Raw genomic sequence first — 16,697 nt, 5'->3', positions numbered from 1 at the left:
AAAACTATGCAGTCGTTTACTAAGTAACATATGCATAGCGGAGGAAGGAGGTGATTCGTTTTTGCTTTTCTCGTAGCGACAAAAAAAGGCCCGCAATTAGGCCTTTTGTGCAAATATGGTCCACAATTGATTACTAAGCGAGGCAAATTCATCAATCGAGAGCGTTTCCCCGCGACGGCGCGGATCAATATGAAGTTCTGCCAACACAGTTTCAATCTCTTTTTTTAGGGATTTTCCGTTTGGCAAGTTGCTCATCAAATTGTTTAAAATCGTTTTGCGACGTTGCCCAAAGCTCGCGCGAACAACTTGAAAGAAAAATAACTCATTTTCCACGTTCACGAGCGGTTTTTCTCGTTTTGTGAGTCGGATCACAGCAGAATCGACATTTGGCTGCGGAATAAACACAGTTCTCGGAACGGTCATGACCGTTTCGGCTTTTGTATAATATTGAATCGCAATCGACAGCGAACCGTAATCTTTTGTTCCCGGCTGGGCAGAAATGCGATCAGCAACTTCTTTTTGCAGCATAACAACCATACCGCGAATTGGCAGACGATCCGTAAGCAGCTTCATAATAATTGGAGTCGTCACATAATAAGGCAAATTCGCAACAACCATAATGTCTCTTATTCCAATTAATTCGTTATCAATCACATGCTGAATATCCGCCTTTAACACATCTTGGTGAATAATGTGTACATTCGAATACGAAGATAATGTATCCTCCAAAATCGGCAGCAACCGCTGGTCAATTTCAAAAGCAACAACTTTTTTCGCACGGCGGGCAAGTTGCTCCGTTAACGCCCCGATTCCCGGTCCGATTTCGATGACGCCCGTTTCACTTGAAAGCTCGGCAAAGTCGACAATTCGCCGCAAAATATTTGTGTCGATTAGAAAATTTTGTCCGAGACTTTTCTTAAAAGAAAAGCCATACTTGTGTAAAATCTCACGAGTACGCATCGGTGTCGCAATATCTTTATTCATGTTGCTTTTCCTCCTGAAGTACTTGCTCTAAGGCAGTGCAAAATGCTTCTTTCGAAATTTGAAACATCTGTAGCCGCTTATGAAGCTGTTTGCCGTTTGTATACCCTATTTTTAACAACTGTCCCAGACGTTGTCGGCGCGCTTTTGCTAAAGCACCACCGATTAAACCAGCTGTCACTAAATCGTCAAATGTAATTTCTTCTTTTAATTCCAACGTTTCCTCATATACATGTTGTAACGCTTGACGAATCGCTGCAACAGATGCATATTCCACTCCAACGCCCCTTCCTTTTTTTGAACGAGCTTCTTCTTTTGGCAAAAAGGCATGTTTACAACCGGGAACATGTTCAGCAATCGTTTTCCGAATTTTTTCTCCCGGAAAGTCCGGATCGGTAAAGATAATAACACCCCTTTTTTCTTTCGCCAATTTAATGCGTTCTAACGTTTCTTCATTAATAGCTGAACCATTCGTCTCAATCGTATCTGCTTCAACGGCACGCTGAATAGCAACCGTATCGTCTCTTCCTTCGACAACAATAATCTCTTTAATTTTCACCACTTACGCGCAGAATTTCCCATTTAATACATCAGGAATAAGTCATTTTTCCTATTCCCTGCGCTTCCTCCTTTCTTGTAAAATAATCAGTGATGAAACCATTTTTAATCTGAAAAAAATTTGTAATCATCGCAAAAAATTTGAAACTTTTTTTCCTATTGTCTCGTCTAATATGAATAGAAAATCTCCCTCCATTATAACGAAAAAACAGAGGGCAAAAAACCCTCTGCATCTTTTGTGTTAGTTATTGAATGACTCTTACTTTAACACGCTTTACTCCCCAGCGAAAAGCAGTCGATTTTTCTGGGAAAAATACATCGATTTTATAACCGTTAATTGCCGATCCTGTATCGGCAGCAATCGCATACCCATATCCTTCCACATACACTTTTGAACCAAGTGGAATAATACGCGGATCAACCGCAATGACTTTCATATGAGGATTAGCACGTAAGTTAATGCCAGTTCGTGTTCTTCCTGAACAACCTTCACAATAAGCCGTATAAGCAGTAGCTGTAACGTAAAGTTCTCGCGCTACTTCTTGATTGCCGCGTGATACGACATGAGTAGAGCGGTATTGAGGTGCTTTTGTTCCAATTGCCACAATGCGATCTTTACTTTGTTTGATTGTCTCTGTTTTGATTAGTTTTCTTGACACTTCTTTACCATTTTCCAAAACAACTTCGTATTGTTTTGATACGAGTCCCTTTTCTCCAGGACTAATAATTCGTTGTTCTCCTCTAGGTAGCTTTGCGTCTTTTCGAGTGACAACTGCAAAATTCACTGGTTCTTCCACTACATCGGTGACTTTTTGAACTTTAATGACCTTCACGATCATATTTTCTTTCACTTTTTCGTGCAGCGATGGTTCTACACGATCAAGCTCACCCAATTGAATTTTATGCTGCTTTAAAAAGTCAGCGACCGTAGTCGAAGTTGCCCACACTTGTTGTTGTTTACCACCGACGTTCAGTTTAACCGGGAACGCTTTTTCAAACATCACCTGCATCCCTTTTCTAATCTTCGCATCAAGTGAAGGGGATACTTTATCTTGCTGTTTTACAGTAATATTTTGGGCAGCCAATAAATCTTTTACCGTTTTTGCAGTCGTCCATATTTCTTTTTGTTTTCCGTTCACTGTTAGCGTGATCTGCCTACTTGCTTCCCATACAATGTTCAAATCATCCGTTACCGGGGTGTCCATCGAAGGATATACATAATCCTCGGGACGAGGTTGAATGTGCTGTTCTTTCAATACTTCCTTTACTGTTTTCGCATGCGTGCGAAGCTCCTGCTTTTTTCCATTAGCAGTCAGCGTCACATCCTCTTTCGTGATTTGGTATCCTGCAAATCCCGTTGTTGCAGAAAAAGCTATTAAACTACTAGCTGTGACGGTTAAATTCCTCTTTAATGAACCAGAAAACAACTGTTTTACGTTGGCTAACACGGTGCAAAACGCCTCCTTCTTTCGCCAATAATTTCCCCTCTCCCTTTAACATGTACGCGTAAACACACTCTATTATGCAAAAAATTACGTTAAAAGGGAAGGAAGACTTGTCGACATGTCTATTCTATGCTTTGCTCTAAATTTGTAGAACTGTTTTCTATTTACTTTTTTTTAGACAAGTCTCCCGACAAAGTGACAAATTTTATTAGCGATTGATGCCGAACAATTTTTTCGCGTTATCCGCTGTTTTCTCTGCTACTTCCTCAAATGAAATTCCTTTTAGCTCTGCAATTGCTTCTGCCACATACTTGACATAGCTCGGTTCGTTTCGTTTTCCACGAAACGGATGGGGCGTCAAATACGGGCAATCTGTCTCGATTAATAAATGCTCTAGCGGGATCTCTTTTGCTACTTCCTTTGGTTTTTTCGCATTTTTGAACGTAACAGGACCGCCGAAGGAAATATAAAAGTTCATATCAATACATTGTTTCGCTACTTCGAGACTTCCTGTAAAACAATGCATAATTCCGCCCACTTCTGCAGCTTGTTCCTCTTGTAGAATCTGTAAAACATCTGCTGTCGCTTCACGATTGTGTATAATAATAGGTAATTTTACTTTTTTTGCTAGATCGATTTGCTTACGAAAAACTTCCTTTTGTACTTCTTTTGGAGATTTATCCCAGTAGTAATCGAGTCCCATTTCTCCCAATGCCACAACTTTTGGATGGGCGGTTAGCTCCTCAATCATTTTTAAATCGTCTTCGGTCATATCAATGGCATCAACTGGATGCCAACCGACCGCGGCATAAATAAAATCATATTGTTCTGCCAGTTCGATCGCTCGTGAAATCGTAGGTCGATCAAACCCGACAACAACAATATGAGAAACGCCTTCATCTGTAGCGCGACGAATGACATCTTCTAAATCTTCGCTATATTGAATGGCGTTTAAGTGTGCATGCGTATCAAACAACATGAGAATAACCCCTTTTCTAACCTGATGTTAAGTGTATCATACAAAGCGATTACATATATCACATCTTGTTAACATTTATATTACAAAATGACAACAAAGAGGTGTCATGCGTCCAATTCCAACGCTCCACCTCTTTGAACAAATGATTATTTTATTTTTGCTCCATTTGGAAGGGTTTCATCAACCGTAGCTAAAGAAAGTACCCCATTTTCTTCTCCAGCTAAAATCATGCCCTGAGATAGTTCCCCACGCAATTTGACTGGTTTTAAATTCGTCACACAAATCACTTTTTTCCCAATAAGCTCCTCTGGTTGATAAAATTGAGCAATTCCTGAAACAACTTGTCGTTTCTCATAGCCAAGATCGAGTTGTAGTTTCAGCAGTTTATCGGAGTTTTTCACCTGTTCTGCGTGTAACACTTGGGCCACTCGTAAATCGACTTTCAGAAAATCATCAATGGTAATCTCTGGTGCGGTTTCTTTTGGCTTTTCTTTAGTTGATTGATCACCTTTCATTTGAGCCTTAATATACGCTACTTCCTCTTCTATTTCTAAACGAGGGAAGAGCGGTTCCCCTTTCGCTACCTTTGTGCCTTCTTTTAGGAGACCGAACTGATATAAACTGTCCCATTGTTTTAATTCTTCTTCAGTAATACCGAGTTGAGCAAAAATTTTCTCCGGCGTACGAGTTAAAAACGGCTGTAGCAAAATCGCAATATGACGAAGCGACTCAGCTAAATGAGCCATAACAGAAGCTAATTTTTCCTTGTTCGCCTCATCTTTTGCTAGCACCCAAGGTTGCGTTTCATCGATATATTTGTTCGTGCGACTAATTAACTGCCATACAACTGTCAAAGCGATAGAAAATTCCATTTTCTCCATAGCTTCTTCATACTGTTTCACCGTTTCTTTCGACATTTCGACAAGAGCATTGTCGAATTCCGTCTTTGCGCCACGATACGGCGGAACAACGCCATCAAAATATTTTTCAATCATCGCAACGGTACGGTTTAATAAGTTACCTAAATCATTCGCTAAGTCATAATTAATGCGTTCGACAAATCCTTCTGGCGTGAATACTCCGTCTGAGCCAAATGGCACTTCGCGAAGTAAATAATAGCGCAACGCATCTAATCCATATCGATCGATTAAAGTGACAGGATCTACAACATTTCCTTTTGACTTAGACATTTTTCCATCTTTCATCAAAAGCCAACCGTGCGCAAACACTTTTTTCGGGAGCGGCAAATCTAGCGCCATCAAGATAATCGGCCAATAAATAGTATGGAAACGCACGATTTCTTTTCCAACCAAATGTACATCTGCTGGCCAATATTTTAAAAACTTCTCATCGTTCTCTGTTCCGTAGCCTAATGCCGTAATATAGTTAGTTAACGCATCAATCCATACATAAATCACATGTTTTGGATCTCCTGGAACTTTAATGCCCCAATCAAACGTTGTACGTGAAACAGCCAAGTCCTCAAGCCCCGGCTTAATAAAGTTATTAATCATCTCATTTTTTCGCGACTCCGGTTGGATGAACTCTGGATTTTCTTCATAATATTGAAGCAAGCGATCAACATATTTGCTCATTTTAAAGAAATACGATTCTTCTTTTACTTTTTCTACTGGCCCCCCGCAATCTGGACAATTGCCTTCGACAAGCTGCCGTTCTGTATAAAACGATTCACATGGCGTACAATACCATCCTTCATACTCGTCCAAATAAATATCTCCTTGCTCAACAAGACGAGCAAAAATTTTCTCAACAACTTCCTTATGACGTGTTTCCGTCGTGCGAATAAAATCGTTATAGGAAATATCAAGCTTTTTCCATAACTCTTGAATCCCTGCTACAATTTCATCAACATACTCCTGAGGAGTAACTCCTTTTTCCTCGGCCTTCCGTTGAATTTTTTGTCCGTGTTCGTCCGTACCTGTTAAATACATGACATCATAACCGCGAAGACGCTTGTAGCGAGCCATTGCGTCACCCGCTACGGTTGTATACGCATGGCCAATATGTAACTTTCCATTCGGATAATAGATTGGGGTGGTAAGATAAAACGTTTTCTTCTCCATCCTTAATACCTCCTTACCTGTTAGAAGAAAAGCCCTCGCCCAAAGGACGAGAGCGATCAACTACTTTATATTTTACACGATTTTTTACATTCTACAAAAACATCTATTTCTCCTATCTCAGCAAAATATACATAAAAATTTTCATTTCTGTCAATACAATCTTCTGGAAAGGTCATATAAAGCAGAAAATTGTCGAATTACTATTATAGAAATAAACATTTTTTCTTTTTTATCTCTATTCTTACAAAGACCTGCATTTTGTAGAAAAATAATATACATTTTTTTTTAATTTTACATATAAAAGGATTGACTCATAATGGAAACATTGATATGATTATGCTGTAGGAAATTTGTCGAATATTGACGAATAAAATCCTAACAAAATAGAAAACTATTTAATAGAGAGGAGAGCATTCAATGAAATCTACAGGTATTGTGCGTAAAGTGGATGAATTAGGCCGTGTCGTAATTCCGATTGAATTGCGTCGTACATTAGATATTGCTGAAAAGGATGCGTTAGAAATCTACGTTGACGATGAACGAATCGTCTTGAAAAAATATAAACCAAACATGACATGTGTTGTTACTGGCGAAGTTTCTGATGACAACTTCAAGCTTGCTGGTGGCAAAATCATTTTAAGCCGCGAAGGTGCTGAAATTCTTCTTAAAGAAATCCAAGAACATTTACAAATGACAAAATAAAAAAAAGTTTCTCTAGATTTTTTCTAGAGAAACTTTTTTATTGATGATACTCTTGATATACTTCCCGTTTCGGCATATTACGATCTTTTGCCACCTGTTTGACCGCTTCTTTCGAACTGAACTTCTTCTCGTGAATATAGTAATCGACATGTTCGATAATAGAAAGCGACTGCCACCATTCATCCTTCACGACTCCTGTTTCTTTTGCTCCTTCAACAATAATACAAAATTCGCCACGAATATCGTTGCTTTTGACCCAATCAACGACTTCGCTCATCGTGCCGCGAATAAACTCTTCAAATCGCTTCGTCAGCTCTCGGCATAACACAATGGTACGTTCACCAAACACGTCATACATCATGGTTACGGTTTCCTCTAATCGATGCGGGGCTTCATAAAAAATGATCGTATCCTGAATATTCTTTAATGCTTCTAGCTGCTTTTTCTTTTCTTTTTTTCCCCGTTCAAGAAACCCGAAAAAATAAAAATGATTCGTCGGTAATCCTGACGCGACCAACGCTGTTACGGCAGCATTCGCTCCCGGCAACGGAACGACGGTGCATTTTTCTTCGATGGCCGCTAAAACAAGATCATACCCAGGATCAGAAATCCCCGGTGTTCCGGCGTCACTTACTAAAGCAACCGTTTTTCCTTCCCGCAACCATTCGACAATCTTTTTACCGCTGGTGTATTTATTGTGCTCGTGATAGCTAATCACGGGTGTGGAAATGTTAAAGTGGTTCAGCAATTTTTTCGTTTGTCTTGTGTCTTCTGCGGCAATGACATCTACTTCTTTTAACACACGCAACGCTCGAAACGTCATATCCTCAAGGTTGCCAATCGGTGTAGGGACAATATACAAAATCCCGCCTTCATCCTTTACAAAACTTTTTTGTTGCCAAAGCATATCTCTTCTTTACTCCTTTACGATGAAGTTCCATACAAGATTTGCTTCACTTCATCTGTGTACTCATTATGATCATTATATACAATAAGAGGCGGTAAAATTTTTAAATCAGGACTTCCATCTTTGATACCTTCAATTAAAATCGTATTCGCCTCTTTCGCCATTTTCGGATAAACAAAGCGCAATCGTTTCGGCTCTAACCGATATTGTCTCATTAACGTCACAATATCTAACAAGCGCCCTGGCCGATGAACAAATGCCGCTTTTCCTCCTTGTTTCAACAATTGGCTGCTTACTTTAATGACATCCTCTAATGTGCAGTAAATTTCGTGACGGGCAATCGCAAAGTGCCGATTTTTATTCATCTCATCAGCACTAATGGTCGGAAAATATGGAGGATTGCACGTCACTACATCATACTTGCTATACCCTAGTTGACGCGGCATATCCTTAATATCCCCATGAATAATTTCAATTTGCTCTTCTAATTGATTATATTGGACGCTTCGCCTCGCCATGTCATAAAGGCGTTCTTGAATTTCAACACCAATAATTTTCCCTTTCGTTCTTTTACTTAATAATAGAGGAATGACACCATTGCCCGTACATAAATCAACAATTTGCCCTTTTTGAATCGGCATATACGCAAATTTCGCCAACAACACAGCGTCTAAAGAAAACGCAAAAACAGACGGGCTTTGAATAATCCTCATGTCTTCATTTAAAAGATAATCCAGTCTTTCATCATCATATAGCTCAATCACTTGCCATACCCTCTTTCACCATCTTCAAGAAAAGAGCCTCTCCTTATTTGGAAAGGCTTTATCGCTTCCTTATTTTATTTTTTATTTAAAAAAGATAAGCAAAACAGACAATCTCCTTCTCGAACACTTCCATAATGAACGTTGCAAATATGAAACCCTTCCTGATAGAGCCGCGCTAAGTTATCATATCCTTCGCCGATATCAATTAACTTTCTTTCCTGCTTATGTTTGTTGGATTTTCCTTTTCTTTCTATCACCATTGTTTCCTCAGTTATTTGCTCAAGTCGCTGGCGCAAATGTTCATTTTCCATGTGTAAACGTTGGTTCTCCTCAAGCAGTTGAGCAAGATGTTCTTTCAGTTCAACAAGTTGACGGTACAAATGGCTAATTTGTTCTTCCATACTTGTTACCGATTGAAATATCTCTTTCTTATCCACGTAAATCCACCTCATTAATCTGTGGCTTGAATCGATAAGGCTCCTTCTTTGATTAATTCATCGATTGTATATTCTACCACTCGCTCATGCTCCGGTAACTCCACTTGTAGCACTCTTTCTAAAATATTTAACCCGATCACCTTTCCAAGACCGTGAGGAGTTTCAATGTACTCTCCTAAATCAGGAAGTTGTTCCTTCGCTGTTTCGTATTCATCATTTTCATACTTTAAGCAACACATTAACCGGCCACAAAGACCGGAAATTTTCGTCGGATTCAATGATAAATTTTGGTCTTTGGCCATTTTGATGGACACAGGGTCAAAATCTCCTAAAAAAGTAGAGCAACAAAGCATTCTTCCGCATGGCCCGATTCCCCCAAGCATTTTCGCTTCATCCCGCACTCCGATTTGCCGCAATTCAATACGCGTACGGAAAATCGCAGCCAAATCCTTGACAAGCTCGCGAAAATCGACTCGTCCGTCGGCTGTAAAATAAAAAATGACTTTATTGCGATCAAATGTATATTCCACGTCCACAAGTTTCATCTCAAGACCGTGCTCTTCTACTTTTTTCAAACAAATGTGATACGCCTCTTGTGCCGCTTTTTTATTTTCTTCGACAACAAGCTTATCTTTCGCATCAGCAATGCGAATCACTTTCTTTAAAGGTAGCACAATATCGTTCTCGCCCACTTGTTTGTTACTAATAACAACCTTGCCAAACTCAATACCGCGAACGGTTTCCACGATGACAAATTCTCCGTTTGGAATCGTTAATTCCCCTGGATCAAAATAATAAATTTTCCCGGCTTTTTTAAAACGAACACCGACTACATTATACAAATGCCCTTCCCTCCTTTAAATTGAGGATAAGTTGCTCCATTAACAAATGCACATTCATATTTGTATTTAAACGCGCTTTCGCCTGCAAAATGATCGACATATTTTCAATGATCCGTTTTTGTGAACAGGCCATTGCCCATTGCTGTAAATCGTTCATCCGGTCACGGTAAATCACTTTTTCTAGCTCGCCTAATTGGATATACATCATATCCTTATATATATACAATAATAAATCCAATCCTAAATCCGCTTGCTGTTTCTCTTGAAAGTGCGGAATCCACTGTTGTTGTATGATAAAAAGAGCTCGTAAATCGCTCTTGTTGAGCGCTTCATATAATTGTAACACTATTTTTCGCGCTTGCGCAAACCAATCATCTCGACTTAGTTCGAGCGCTTCCTCCCGATTGTTCGTGACATGGGCGGCAAGAAGGGCGAGGTGAGGTGGAATTTGTTGTTCTTGTAAATACGTAGCGAGGACTGTCGGTGGTAATGGTTGAAACGATAACACTTGACATCGAGAAATAATCGTTGATAACATGCGGTGATATTGTTCCGTCAATAAAATAGCAGTCGTTCCCGGATGCGGCTCCTCCAAAAACTTCAATAAACTATTGGCTGCATTGGTCGTCATTTTATCAGCGTGCTCAACAATGTAGAGCTTTTGATTGGATTCGACACCCGTTTTTGAAAATTCCTCTTGCAGTGCTTCGATTTGCCCTTTTTTAATCGACTGCCCATCCGGCTCAATAACATGAACATCTGGATGGTTTCCGGAATCGATTCTTCGACAATTTCTACATTCATGACAAGGTTGGTATCCTTTTCGATTCAGACAAAATAAACTTTTCGCAAATAAGAGGCTTACTTCTTTTTTTCCCGTCCCCCGTTGCCCTTCAAACAAATATGCGTGAGCCACCCGTCCTTTTTCAATGCTTTTGGCGAGCATTTTCATAACTGTAGGCTGATATTGTTCAAGCTGTTCCCATACAACAGCCACGTTCATCACTCTCTTATCTTTTTATTGTTATTCTAACATGTCTTGATGATTTCATCATGTTCTGTTTCATGAAAGAACCGCTTTTATCTTCTCGAAATTTTTTCCATCACGATCGTTACTGTCATGTCAAACACTTCGTCTATCGACTTCGAAGCATCAATTGTAACAATCCGGTCGGAAAATCGTTCCGCCAACTGCAAATATCCTTGTCGTACTTTATTGTGAAACGACAAACTTTCCATATCAAGACGATTGATCTCTCTCGATTGATTTTTCTCAATTCGTTCTAAACCAATCTGAGGGTCTAAATCAAAATACACCGTAAGCGAAGGAAAATACTTGTCAATCGCAAATTGATTAATGCTTAATACTTCATCGACCCCTAATCCTCTCGCAAATCCTTGATAAGCTAGGGAGCTATCAATAAAGCGGTCACATAACACAATTTTTCCGCTTTCTAGAGCCGGAATAATCTTCTCCACAAGATGCTGTCTTCTTGCAGCCGCATAAAGCAGTGCCTCAGTGCGTCCATCCATTTTCGTATGTAGCGGATTTAAAATGATCGCGCGAATTTCCTCAGCGATCTCAATCCCCCCTGGTTCCCTTGTCGAGACAACATCGAACCCTTTTTCTTTTAAAAATGCTGTCAGCTTTGTTATAACTGTTGTTTTTCCTGCTCCTTCTGGTCCTTCAAATGAAAAAAAATGTCCTGGCATCGTTGTCATCCTTTCTCATACAAAACTTTTATCGTTCAAATACCTCAATTTGATACGAAGATAAAAATTTTCCACCTTGAAAATGGGAACGATGTTGTTGCAATTCGATAAGACGCTCGATATGTTCCTTATGAATGACTTCTCCCATAAGCAGTAAAGGAACACCTGGGGGATACGGAATGATTGTTTCTGCCGCCACAAACCCTTCCGCTTTTTCTAAATCGATCACTTTTTTAGCTACATTTCGTAAATGCTTATAGGAGATAGAAGAAGTCGTTGGAAATGAAAATGGACGAAACTCTCGTTCATGATGACGTAAACCTTGGAATGCATTTTTTATTTTCCTTACAACCTCATGCACATTCTCTAGCAATCCAAGCGGATACACAAATAAAACATTCAACGGATCCGCCAATTCGGTAAAGATTCCTTCGTTCTCTAATCGTACTTGCAGCTCATAACCGGATAAGGAACTTCTTGTTTGCACTGTAATTTTCAATAAGTCGGTCGTAACCAATGGATCCGTTGATTCTGCGACGGTTACCCCTTCTATTTCCTTCAACAACTCTTTAAACAAACGAATTTGCTGGACAATTTCATTAATATCGTCCTGCGATAGACTAGCTAAATAACTTCTTGCTACATCCAGCGACGCCATAATGGGATAAGAAGGGCTGCTCGACTGAAATACTTGTAAAAAATATTTCAGTTTTTCTTTATCAACGAATGAACTATTGACATGTAAATACGAACCCATCGTCATCGCCGGCAACGTTTTATGAGCCGATTGAACGACGACATCTGCCCCGCACGCGATAGCCGTTTTCGGAAACGGGCTGCCTAGTATAAAATGGGCCCCGTGCGCCTCATCAACGAGCACAGGAATTTCATAAGAATGGGCTATGTTTACGATTTCGGTCATATCGATCGCCATACCGTAATAGTTGGGGTTCGTCAAAATTAACGCTTTCGCATCTTGATGAAGTTCAATGACCTCTTTTACCGTTTCATATGCAACGTAAGAAGCAACACAAACATCTTGATCAAATTCCGGTGGAAGAAAAATAGGAGTCGCCCCCACTAACTGAAGAGCATGAATGATGGATTTATGACAATTCCGCTGAACAATCACCTTTTTCTCTTCTTCACATGTCGCAAAAATCATCGCCAAATTACCAACCGTTGAGCCGTTGACTAAAAAAAATGTTTCATCCACCCCATAAAATTCAGCCGTCAACCTCTGTGCTTCGGCAATGACGGATTCCGGGTGGTGCAAATCATCTAGTCCTCTCAACTCAGTCACATCAATTTGTAATAAACGCTCAAAGTCCCCCCGTGCCGCTTTTGGAAATACGGCTCCATACTTATGGCCAGGAACATGAAAAGATAAAGGATTTGCTGCAGTATGTCGCTTTAAAGCGGTATATAAAGGTGTTTTTTGCTGATTATCACTCACGTTTGACCACATTCCTTTTTTCTTCTTCAATAAATATATTAAAATAAAACAGGCCCCATTAATAGGACCTATGAATATATTTCTCGATTTGTGATTTTTTTTAATTGTTGTAGATAAAAACGATATTTCGGATCATCTGTTTCTGTTTGAATGATTTCTTTTTCACAGTCTACGCAAAGAAACTGTGTATAAATGCGAATCCCTTTTTCTTTTCGCTGTTCGCAAACAATGCATATTTCCCCCACAGAATGATTGGCTGTCGACGACACCTTCTCCACCTCCCACCCTTCATCCTTCCCTTTTTTATAAGTTTCTATACTTACAAGATATGTGTTTTTCGCTAATTTGTTGTAGAAAATCAATAAATCACGCAATGATTTTATATTCATTTTGGTCAAAAAAATAAAAGCAAGAGCTATGCTTGCTTTTTATAGACTATGAGGCTATTTTTATTTTACCATCTCTGTCAAGTCGACGTTCAAGTGCAAGGGAAAGTAAAGACAACATGTAGTTCACCACGAAATACATTAGAGCCGTCAGCAACAAAATCGGCGTTACGTAATTGACATTTCCGTTGTAAATGACTTTCGCATTATGCAACAATTCCGGAAGAGAAATAACAATTGCTAACGATGTATCTTTTAACAAAGAAATGAACTGGCTCACTAGCGGGGGAATCATTCTTTTCAAACCTTGCGGCAAAATAATATGCCATAGGGTCTGTATATAAGTCAATCCTGAGGCTCTTGCTGCCTCAATTTGTCCCTTTGGAATGGAAGATAAGCCGCTCCGAACAATTTCCGAAATCATCGCTGACTCAAACACCGTCAATGCAGCGATGGTAGCGAGCGATATGCTTAATTGGATCCCTACTTCTGGCAAGGCAAAATAGGTGAAAAAAATAATGAGTAAAAGTGGTAAATTACGAATCGTTTCCACACCGACAGCCATTATTTTTGATAGTACGGGAATGTCGGCATACCGCAATGTACCAACAAGGCTTCCGATAATAAAACTGAATATGATAGATATAAAGGCAACTTCTAGCGTCACGATAAAACCTTTTCCTAAATAAATGAGATGATCTGCAGAATAAGCGCCGGAAAAATCCATGCAAATCCCCCTTTCAGTAACCTCTTGCTAATCTCCGTTCAAGATATCTAACAAAAGAGCTTAATGGTATCGTTAAAAGTAAATAAAAAGCTCCAACGAAGATGTATGTATCAAAGGTGACATACGTTTTTTCATGAATCATATCACCAAAATACATAAGGTCAAAGCCTGCAAAAACACCTAAAATGGACGAGTTCTTCACAAGGTTTAAAAACTGGTTACCAATGGGCGGAATGACAATTTTAATCGCTTGCGGCAAAATGACATATTTCATTGCTTGGATATACGTAAGCCCTGACGAACGAGCCGCCTCCATTTGCCCTCTGTCGACTGATTGAATGCCGGCCCTTATTGCTTCCGCTATAAACGCAGCTGTATAAATGGACAACCCAATCGTTCCGGCAGTGAATCCGCTTAAATTAATATGAAAAGCACTTAAACCGTTATAAAAAAAGAAAGCAATTAATATAAGCGGAATATTCCGAATAAATTCAACATAACAAGCTCCGATCCAGTTGACTATTCGTACAGGAGCAATTCTCATCACAGCAATGATGGTTCCTAAAACAAAGCTTCCCCCAAGCCCTATTAAACTAATCTTGATCGTATTCAACAATCCCTGTAAATAAAGGTCAAAATAATCGGTCAAAATGGAGAAATCAAGCATATACTTCCCCCCTTACTTTACATATAAGGATGGGCTATTCGCCCATCCCTAACGCTCATCTATTCTTTAATCCATTTATTTTTAATCTTGTCATATTCTCCGCTATCCTTTAATTTTTTCAAAAATTCATTAATGCGCTGAACAAATTCTTTTTCTCCTTTTTTTACAGCAATTCCATATGGCTCCTCCGTAAATGTCCCTCCAACTACTTCATAATTTTGATCTTGTGCGGCCATCCCGTACAAAATCGCATTATCCGTCGTAAGTGCATCGCCTTTTCCAGACTTCAAAGCGGTGAATGCTTCAGCGTAGTTTTCAAATTCTAACACTTCCACTTCCGGAGCCACTTTTTTGATATTATCTACAGACGTGGCCCCTTTGACCGCCAACACTTTTGTTCCCTTTTTTAAGTCCTTTACGCTTTTAATCGGACTTCCTTTTTTCACCAGCAATGATTGTCCAGCATCAAAGTATACATCCGAGAAATCTACTTCTTTCTTCCGTTCTTCGGTAATCGTCATCGTAGCAATAATCGCGTCAATTTCCCCGTTTTTCAGCATTGGAATGCGAGTTTTAGACGTTACTTCTTTAAACTCTACTTTATTCTCATCTCCAAGAATATCTTTGGCTAACGCCTTCGCAATATCGATATCAAATCCTTCTACTTTCCCTGTTTTCGGATCTTTATAGCCGAATAAGTACGTATCATTTTTTACACCGACAATTAATTTTCCGCGTTTTTTTATTTTTTCTAATGCATTCACATTGGCATTTTCATCTGTCGACTTACTACACCCGCCTACAAAGGCAACGGCTAAACAAAAAAGAAAACTAATACATACCCATTTGATAAGTTTTTTCACTTGACATCCCCCTTACTTTGGTTAATGATTTAACACTTTTCCTAAAAATTCTCTCGTTCTTTCTTCCTTCGGATTAGCAAAAAACTGCGTCGGCTCTCCTTCTTCAATAATTCTCCCTTCATCCATGAAAACGATTCGATTTGCCACTTCGCGAGCAAATCCCATTTCATGCGTCACTACGACCATCGTCATTCCTTCTCTCGCTAGAGATTTCATGACATCTAACACTTCACCGATCATTTCAGGATCAAGAGCTGAAGTAGGTTCATCAAATAACATAATGCTCGGTTTCATTGCCAATCCTCTTGCAATAGCTACTCTTTGTTGCTGTCCGCCCGATAGTTGGGAAGGGTACGCATGAGCTTTATCAGGAATTCCTACCTTTTCTAAATAGTAGATTGCTGTTTTTTCCGCCTCTTCTTTCGACTGTCCAAGAACTTTAATCGGAGCTAGCGTAATATTTTGCAAAACGGTTTTATGAGGATACAGATTAAAGTGTTGAAAGACCATACCGATATTTCTTCGCAATTCATTAACATTCGTATGTTTATCATGGACTTTTACACCATTAACAAGCAATTCGCCACTTGTAATGGCTTCAAGACGATTAATACACCGTAACATTGTACTCTTCCCTGAACCAGAAGGACCGATAATAACCACGACTTCTCCCTTATTCACTTCAAGGTTAATATCTTTCAACACATGAAAAGTACCGTAGTATTTATTGACGTTCCGAAATACGATCATATCTTCCCTCCTTCTCAAATGATTGTCCTTCATTTCATGTTTATTTCACTTGTCGCAGGAGAAGTCCTATTTTTGCAAGTTTTTTTTAAAAAATATCTGGTTTGAAGTAGGAATGTCAAACAAGTTGTTAATATCTTTTACAAATTTTCAAATTTATTTATAATCATAAAAAAATAGCAGATTGAGTTGAACATGAGATAAAAAACGATGAGATGGAATAGAACGTAGAGAGCAAATTTAAACACAAAATGACAAGACTAGACTGCTAGTAGTTTGTTTGCCTAAAGAAAAAAGGACCGATTAAGTGAATCACTTAATCAGTCCTTTTACCTCTCACTATCGCCTAGCGACGACCTACTCTCGCAGGGGCGCTGGCCCCAACTACCATCGGCGCTGGAGAGCTTAACTTCCGTGTTCGGGATGGGAACGGGTGTGA

At 39.3% G+C, this 16,697-nt stretch carries 18 protein-coding genes and 1 rRNA gene; 1 reads left to right on the top strand and 18 read right to left on the bottom strand.

Going from position 1 to position 16,697, the window contains the following annotated elements:
• Positions 1–96: 96 nt before the first annotated feature.
• From rsmA to metG, 5 genes are all read right to left on the bottom strand, one after another.
• A complete protein-coding gene (gene rsmA, locus HNR31_RS16955) occupies positions 97–984 on the bottom strand; it encodes a 16S rRNA (adenine(1518)-N(6)/adenine(1519)-N(6))-dimethyltransferase RsmA (RefSeq protein ID WP_181557371.1) in 888 nt (295 codons plus the stop codon).
• Positions 977–1,540 (bottom strand): ribonuclease M5, encoded by a 564-nt coding sequence (gene rnmV, locus HNR31_RS16950; protein WP_181557408.1) that lies wholly within the window; start codon positions 1,538–1,540, stop codon positions 977–979. The genes rsmA and rnmV overlap by 8 nt, the downstream gene beginning before the upstream one ends.
• 244 nt (positions 1,541–1,784) lie before the next feature.
• Entirely contained in the window at positions 1,785–2,987 is a 1,203-nt protein-coding gene (locus HNR31_RS16945) for a G5 and 3D domain-containing protein (protein ID WP_181557370.1), read from the bottom strand.
• Between the two features lie 205 nt (positions 2,988–3,192).
• On the bottom strand, positions 3,193–3,963 hold the full coding sequence (locus tag HNR31_RS16940; protein WP_181557369.1) for a TatD family hydrolase: 771 nt from the start codon (positions 3,961–3,963) through the stop codon (positions 3,193–3,195).
• A 146-nt stretch (positions 3,964–4,109) separates the two neighbouring features.
• The gene (gene metG / locus HNR31_RS16935) at positions 4,110–6,047 is read right to left on the bottom strand and encodes a methionine--tRNA ligase (protein WP_181557368.1); all 1,938 of its coding nucleotides are present in this window, start codon (positions 6,045–6,047) and stop codon (positions 4,110–4,112) included.
• A 417-nt stretch (positions 6,048–6,464) separates the two neighbouring features.
• Here metG and HNR31_RS16930 point away from each other — a divergent pair, with 417 nt between their 5' ends.
• Positions 6,465–6,749 carry an AbrB/MazE/SpoVT family DNA-binding domain-containing protein gene (locus HNR31_RS16930; protein ID WP_181557367.1) on the top strand — a complete coding sequence of 95 codons (285 nt, stop codon included), beginning with the start codon at positions 6,465–6,467 and terminating at the stop codon, positions 6,747–6,749.
• Positions 6,750–6,786: 37 nt separating this feature from the next.
• On the opposite strand, the gene rsmI is transcribed toward HNR31_RS16930, so the two are convergent.
• The 13 genes from rsmI to rrf form a co-directional block, all read right to left on the bottom strand.
• Positions 6,787–7,656 carry a 16S rRNA (cytidine(1402)-2'-O)-methyltransferase gene (gene rsmI, locus HNR31_RS16925; protein ID WP_181557366.1) on the bottom strand — a complete coding sequence of 290 codons (870 nt, stop codon included), beginning with the start codon at positions 7,654–7,656 and terminating at the stop codon, positions 6,787–6,789.
• 17 nt (positions 7,657–7,673) lie between these two features.
• On the bottom strand, positions 7,674–8,420 hold the full coding sequence (locus HNR31_RS16920; protein ID WP_181557365.1) for a tRNA1(Val) (adenine(37)-N6)-methyltransferase: 747 nt from the start codon (positions 8,418–8,420) through the stop codon (positions 7,674–7,676).
• A 74-nt stretch (positions 8,421–8,494) separates the two neighbouring features.
• The gene (gene yabA / locus HNR31_RS16915; RefSeq protein ID WP_181557364.1) at positions 8,495–8,857 is read right to left on the bottom strand and encodes a DNA replication initiation control protein YabA; all 363 of its coding nucleotides are present in this window, start codon (positions 8,855–8,857) and stop codon (positions 8,495–8,497) included.
• 14 nt (positions 8,858–8,871) lie between these two features.
• The gene (locus tag HNR31_RS16910; protein ID WP_181557363.1) at positions 8,872–9,699 is read right to left on the bottom strand and encodes a PSP1 domain-containing protein; all 828 of its coding nucleotides are present in this window, start codon (positions 9,697–9,699) and stop codon (positions 8,872–8,874) included.
• On the bottom strand, positions 9,692–10,696 hold the full coding sequence (holB, locus tag HNR31_RS16905; RefSeq protein ID WP_181557362.1) for a DNA polymerase III subunit delta': 1,005 nt from the start codon (positions 10,694–10,696) through the stop codon (positions 9,692–9,694). Before holB ends, HNR31_RS16910 begins: the two co-directional genes overlap by 8 nt.
• A gap of 83 nt (positions 10,697–10,779) precedes the next feature.
• Positions 10,780–11,412, bottom strand: coding sequence for a dTMP kinase (tmk, locus tag HNR31_RS16900; protein ID WP_181557361.1), 633 nt, complete (start codon positions 11,410–11,412; stop codon positions 10,780–10,782).
• A gap of 28 nt (positions 11,413–11,440) precedes the next feature.
• The gene (locus HNR31_RS16895; protein WP_309505744.1) at positions 11,441–12,868 is read right to left on the bottom strand and encodes an aminotransferase class I/II-fold pyridoxal phosphate-dependent enzyme; all 1,428 of its coding nucleotides are present in this window, start codon (positions 12,866–12,868) and stop codon (positions 11,441–11,443) included.
• Between the two features lie 68 nt (positions 12,869–12,936).
• Positions 12,937–13,137, bottom strand: coding sequence for a sigma factor G inhibitor Gin (locus tag HNR31_RS19020; RefSeq protein ID WP_309505743.1), 201 nt, complete (start codon positions 13,135–13,137; stop codon positions 12,937–12,939).
• Positions 13,138–13,303: 166 nt separating this feature from the next.
• Complete coding sequence (locus HNR31_RS16885; RefSeq protein WP_181557359.1) at positions 13,304–13,981, bottom strand: amino acid ABC transporter permease; 678 nt, start codon at positions 13,979–13,981, stop codon at positions 13,304–13,306.
• 13 nt (positions 13,982–13,994) lie between these two features.
• The gene (locus HNR31_RS16880) at positions 13,995–14,648 is read right to left on the bottom strand and encodes an amino acid ABC transporter permease (RefSeq protein WP_181557358.1); all 654 of its coding nucleotides are present in this window, start codon (positions 14,646–14,648) and stop codon (positions 13,995–13,997) included.
• A 59-nt stretch (positions 14,649–14,707) separates the two neighbouring features.
• A complete protein-coding gene (locus tag HNR31_RS16875) occupies positions 14,708–15,511 on the bottom strand; it encodes a glutamate ABC transporter substrate-binding protein (protein ID WP_181557357.1) in 804 nt (267 codons plus the stop codon).
• A 21-nt stretch (positions 15,512–15,532) separates the two neighbouring features.
• Positions 15,533–16,261, bottom strand: a complete 729-nt coding sequence (locus tag HNR31_RS16870; protein ID WP_181557356.1) for an amino acid ABC transporter ATP-binding protein — start codon at positions 16,259–16,261, stop codon at positions 15,533–15,535.
• Positions 16,262–16,602: 341 nt separating this feature from the next.
• Positions 16,603–16,697, bottom strand: a 5S ribosomal RNA gene (gene rrf, locus HNR31_RS16865); the annotation flags it as partial.

Source organism: Thermaerobacillus caldiproteolyticus, from assembly GCF_013761245.1.
Taxonomy (GTDB): Bacteria; Bacillota; Bacilli; order Bacillales; family Anoxybacillaceae; genus Thermaerobacillus; species Thermaerobacillus caldiproteolyticus.
This window is presented reverse-complemented; position numbering and strand designations above follow the sequence as displayed.

Coding starts and splice junctions, on each gene's coding strand:
- rsmA (WP_181557371.1), bottom strand. CDS start 984: ATGAATAAAGATATTGCGACACCGATGCGTACTCGTGAGATTTTACAC.
- HNR31_RS16940 (WP_181557369.1), bottom strand. CDS start 3,963: ATGTTGTTTGATACGCATGCACACTTAAACGCCATTCAATATAGCGAA.
- metG (WP_181557368.1), bottom strand. CDS start 6,047: ATGGAGAAGAAAACGTTTTATCTTACCACCCCAATCTATTATCCGAAT.
- HNR31_RS16930 (WP_181557367.1), top strand. CDS start 6,465: ATGAAATCTACAGGTATTGTGCGTAAAGTGGATGAATTAGGCCGTGTC.
- rsmI (WP_181557366.1), bottom strand. CDS start 7,656: ATGCTTTGGCAACAAAAAAGTTTTGTAAAGGATGAAGGCGGGATTTTG.
- tmk (WP_181557361.1), bottom strand. CDS start 11,412: ATGCCAGGACATTTTTTTTCATTTGAAGGACCAGAAGGAGCAGGAAAA.
- HNR31_RS16885 (WP_181557359.1), bottom strand. CDS start 13,981: ATGGATTTTTCCGGCGCTTATTCTGCAGATCATCTCATTTATTTAGGA.
- HNR31_RS16880 (WP_181557358.1), bottom strand. CDS start 14,648: ATGCTTGATTTCTCCATTTTGACCGATTATTTTGACCTTTATTTACAG.
- HNR31_RS16870 (WP_181557356.1), bottom strand. CDS start 16,261: ATGATCGTATTTCGGAACGTCAATAAATACTACGGTACTTTTCATGTG.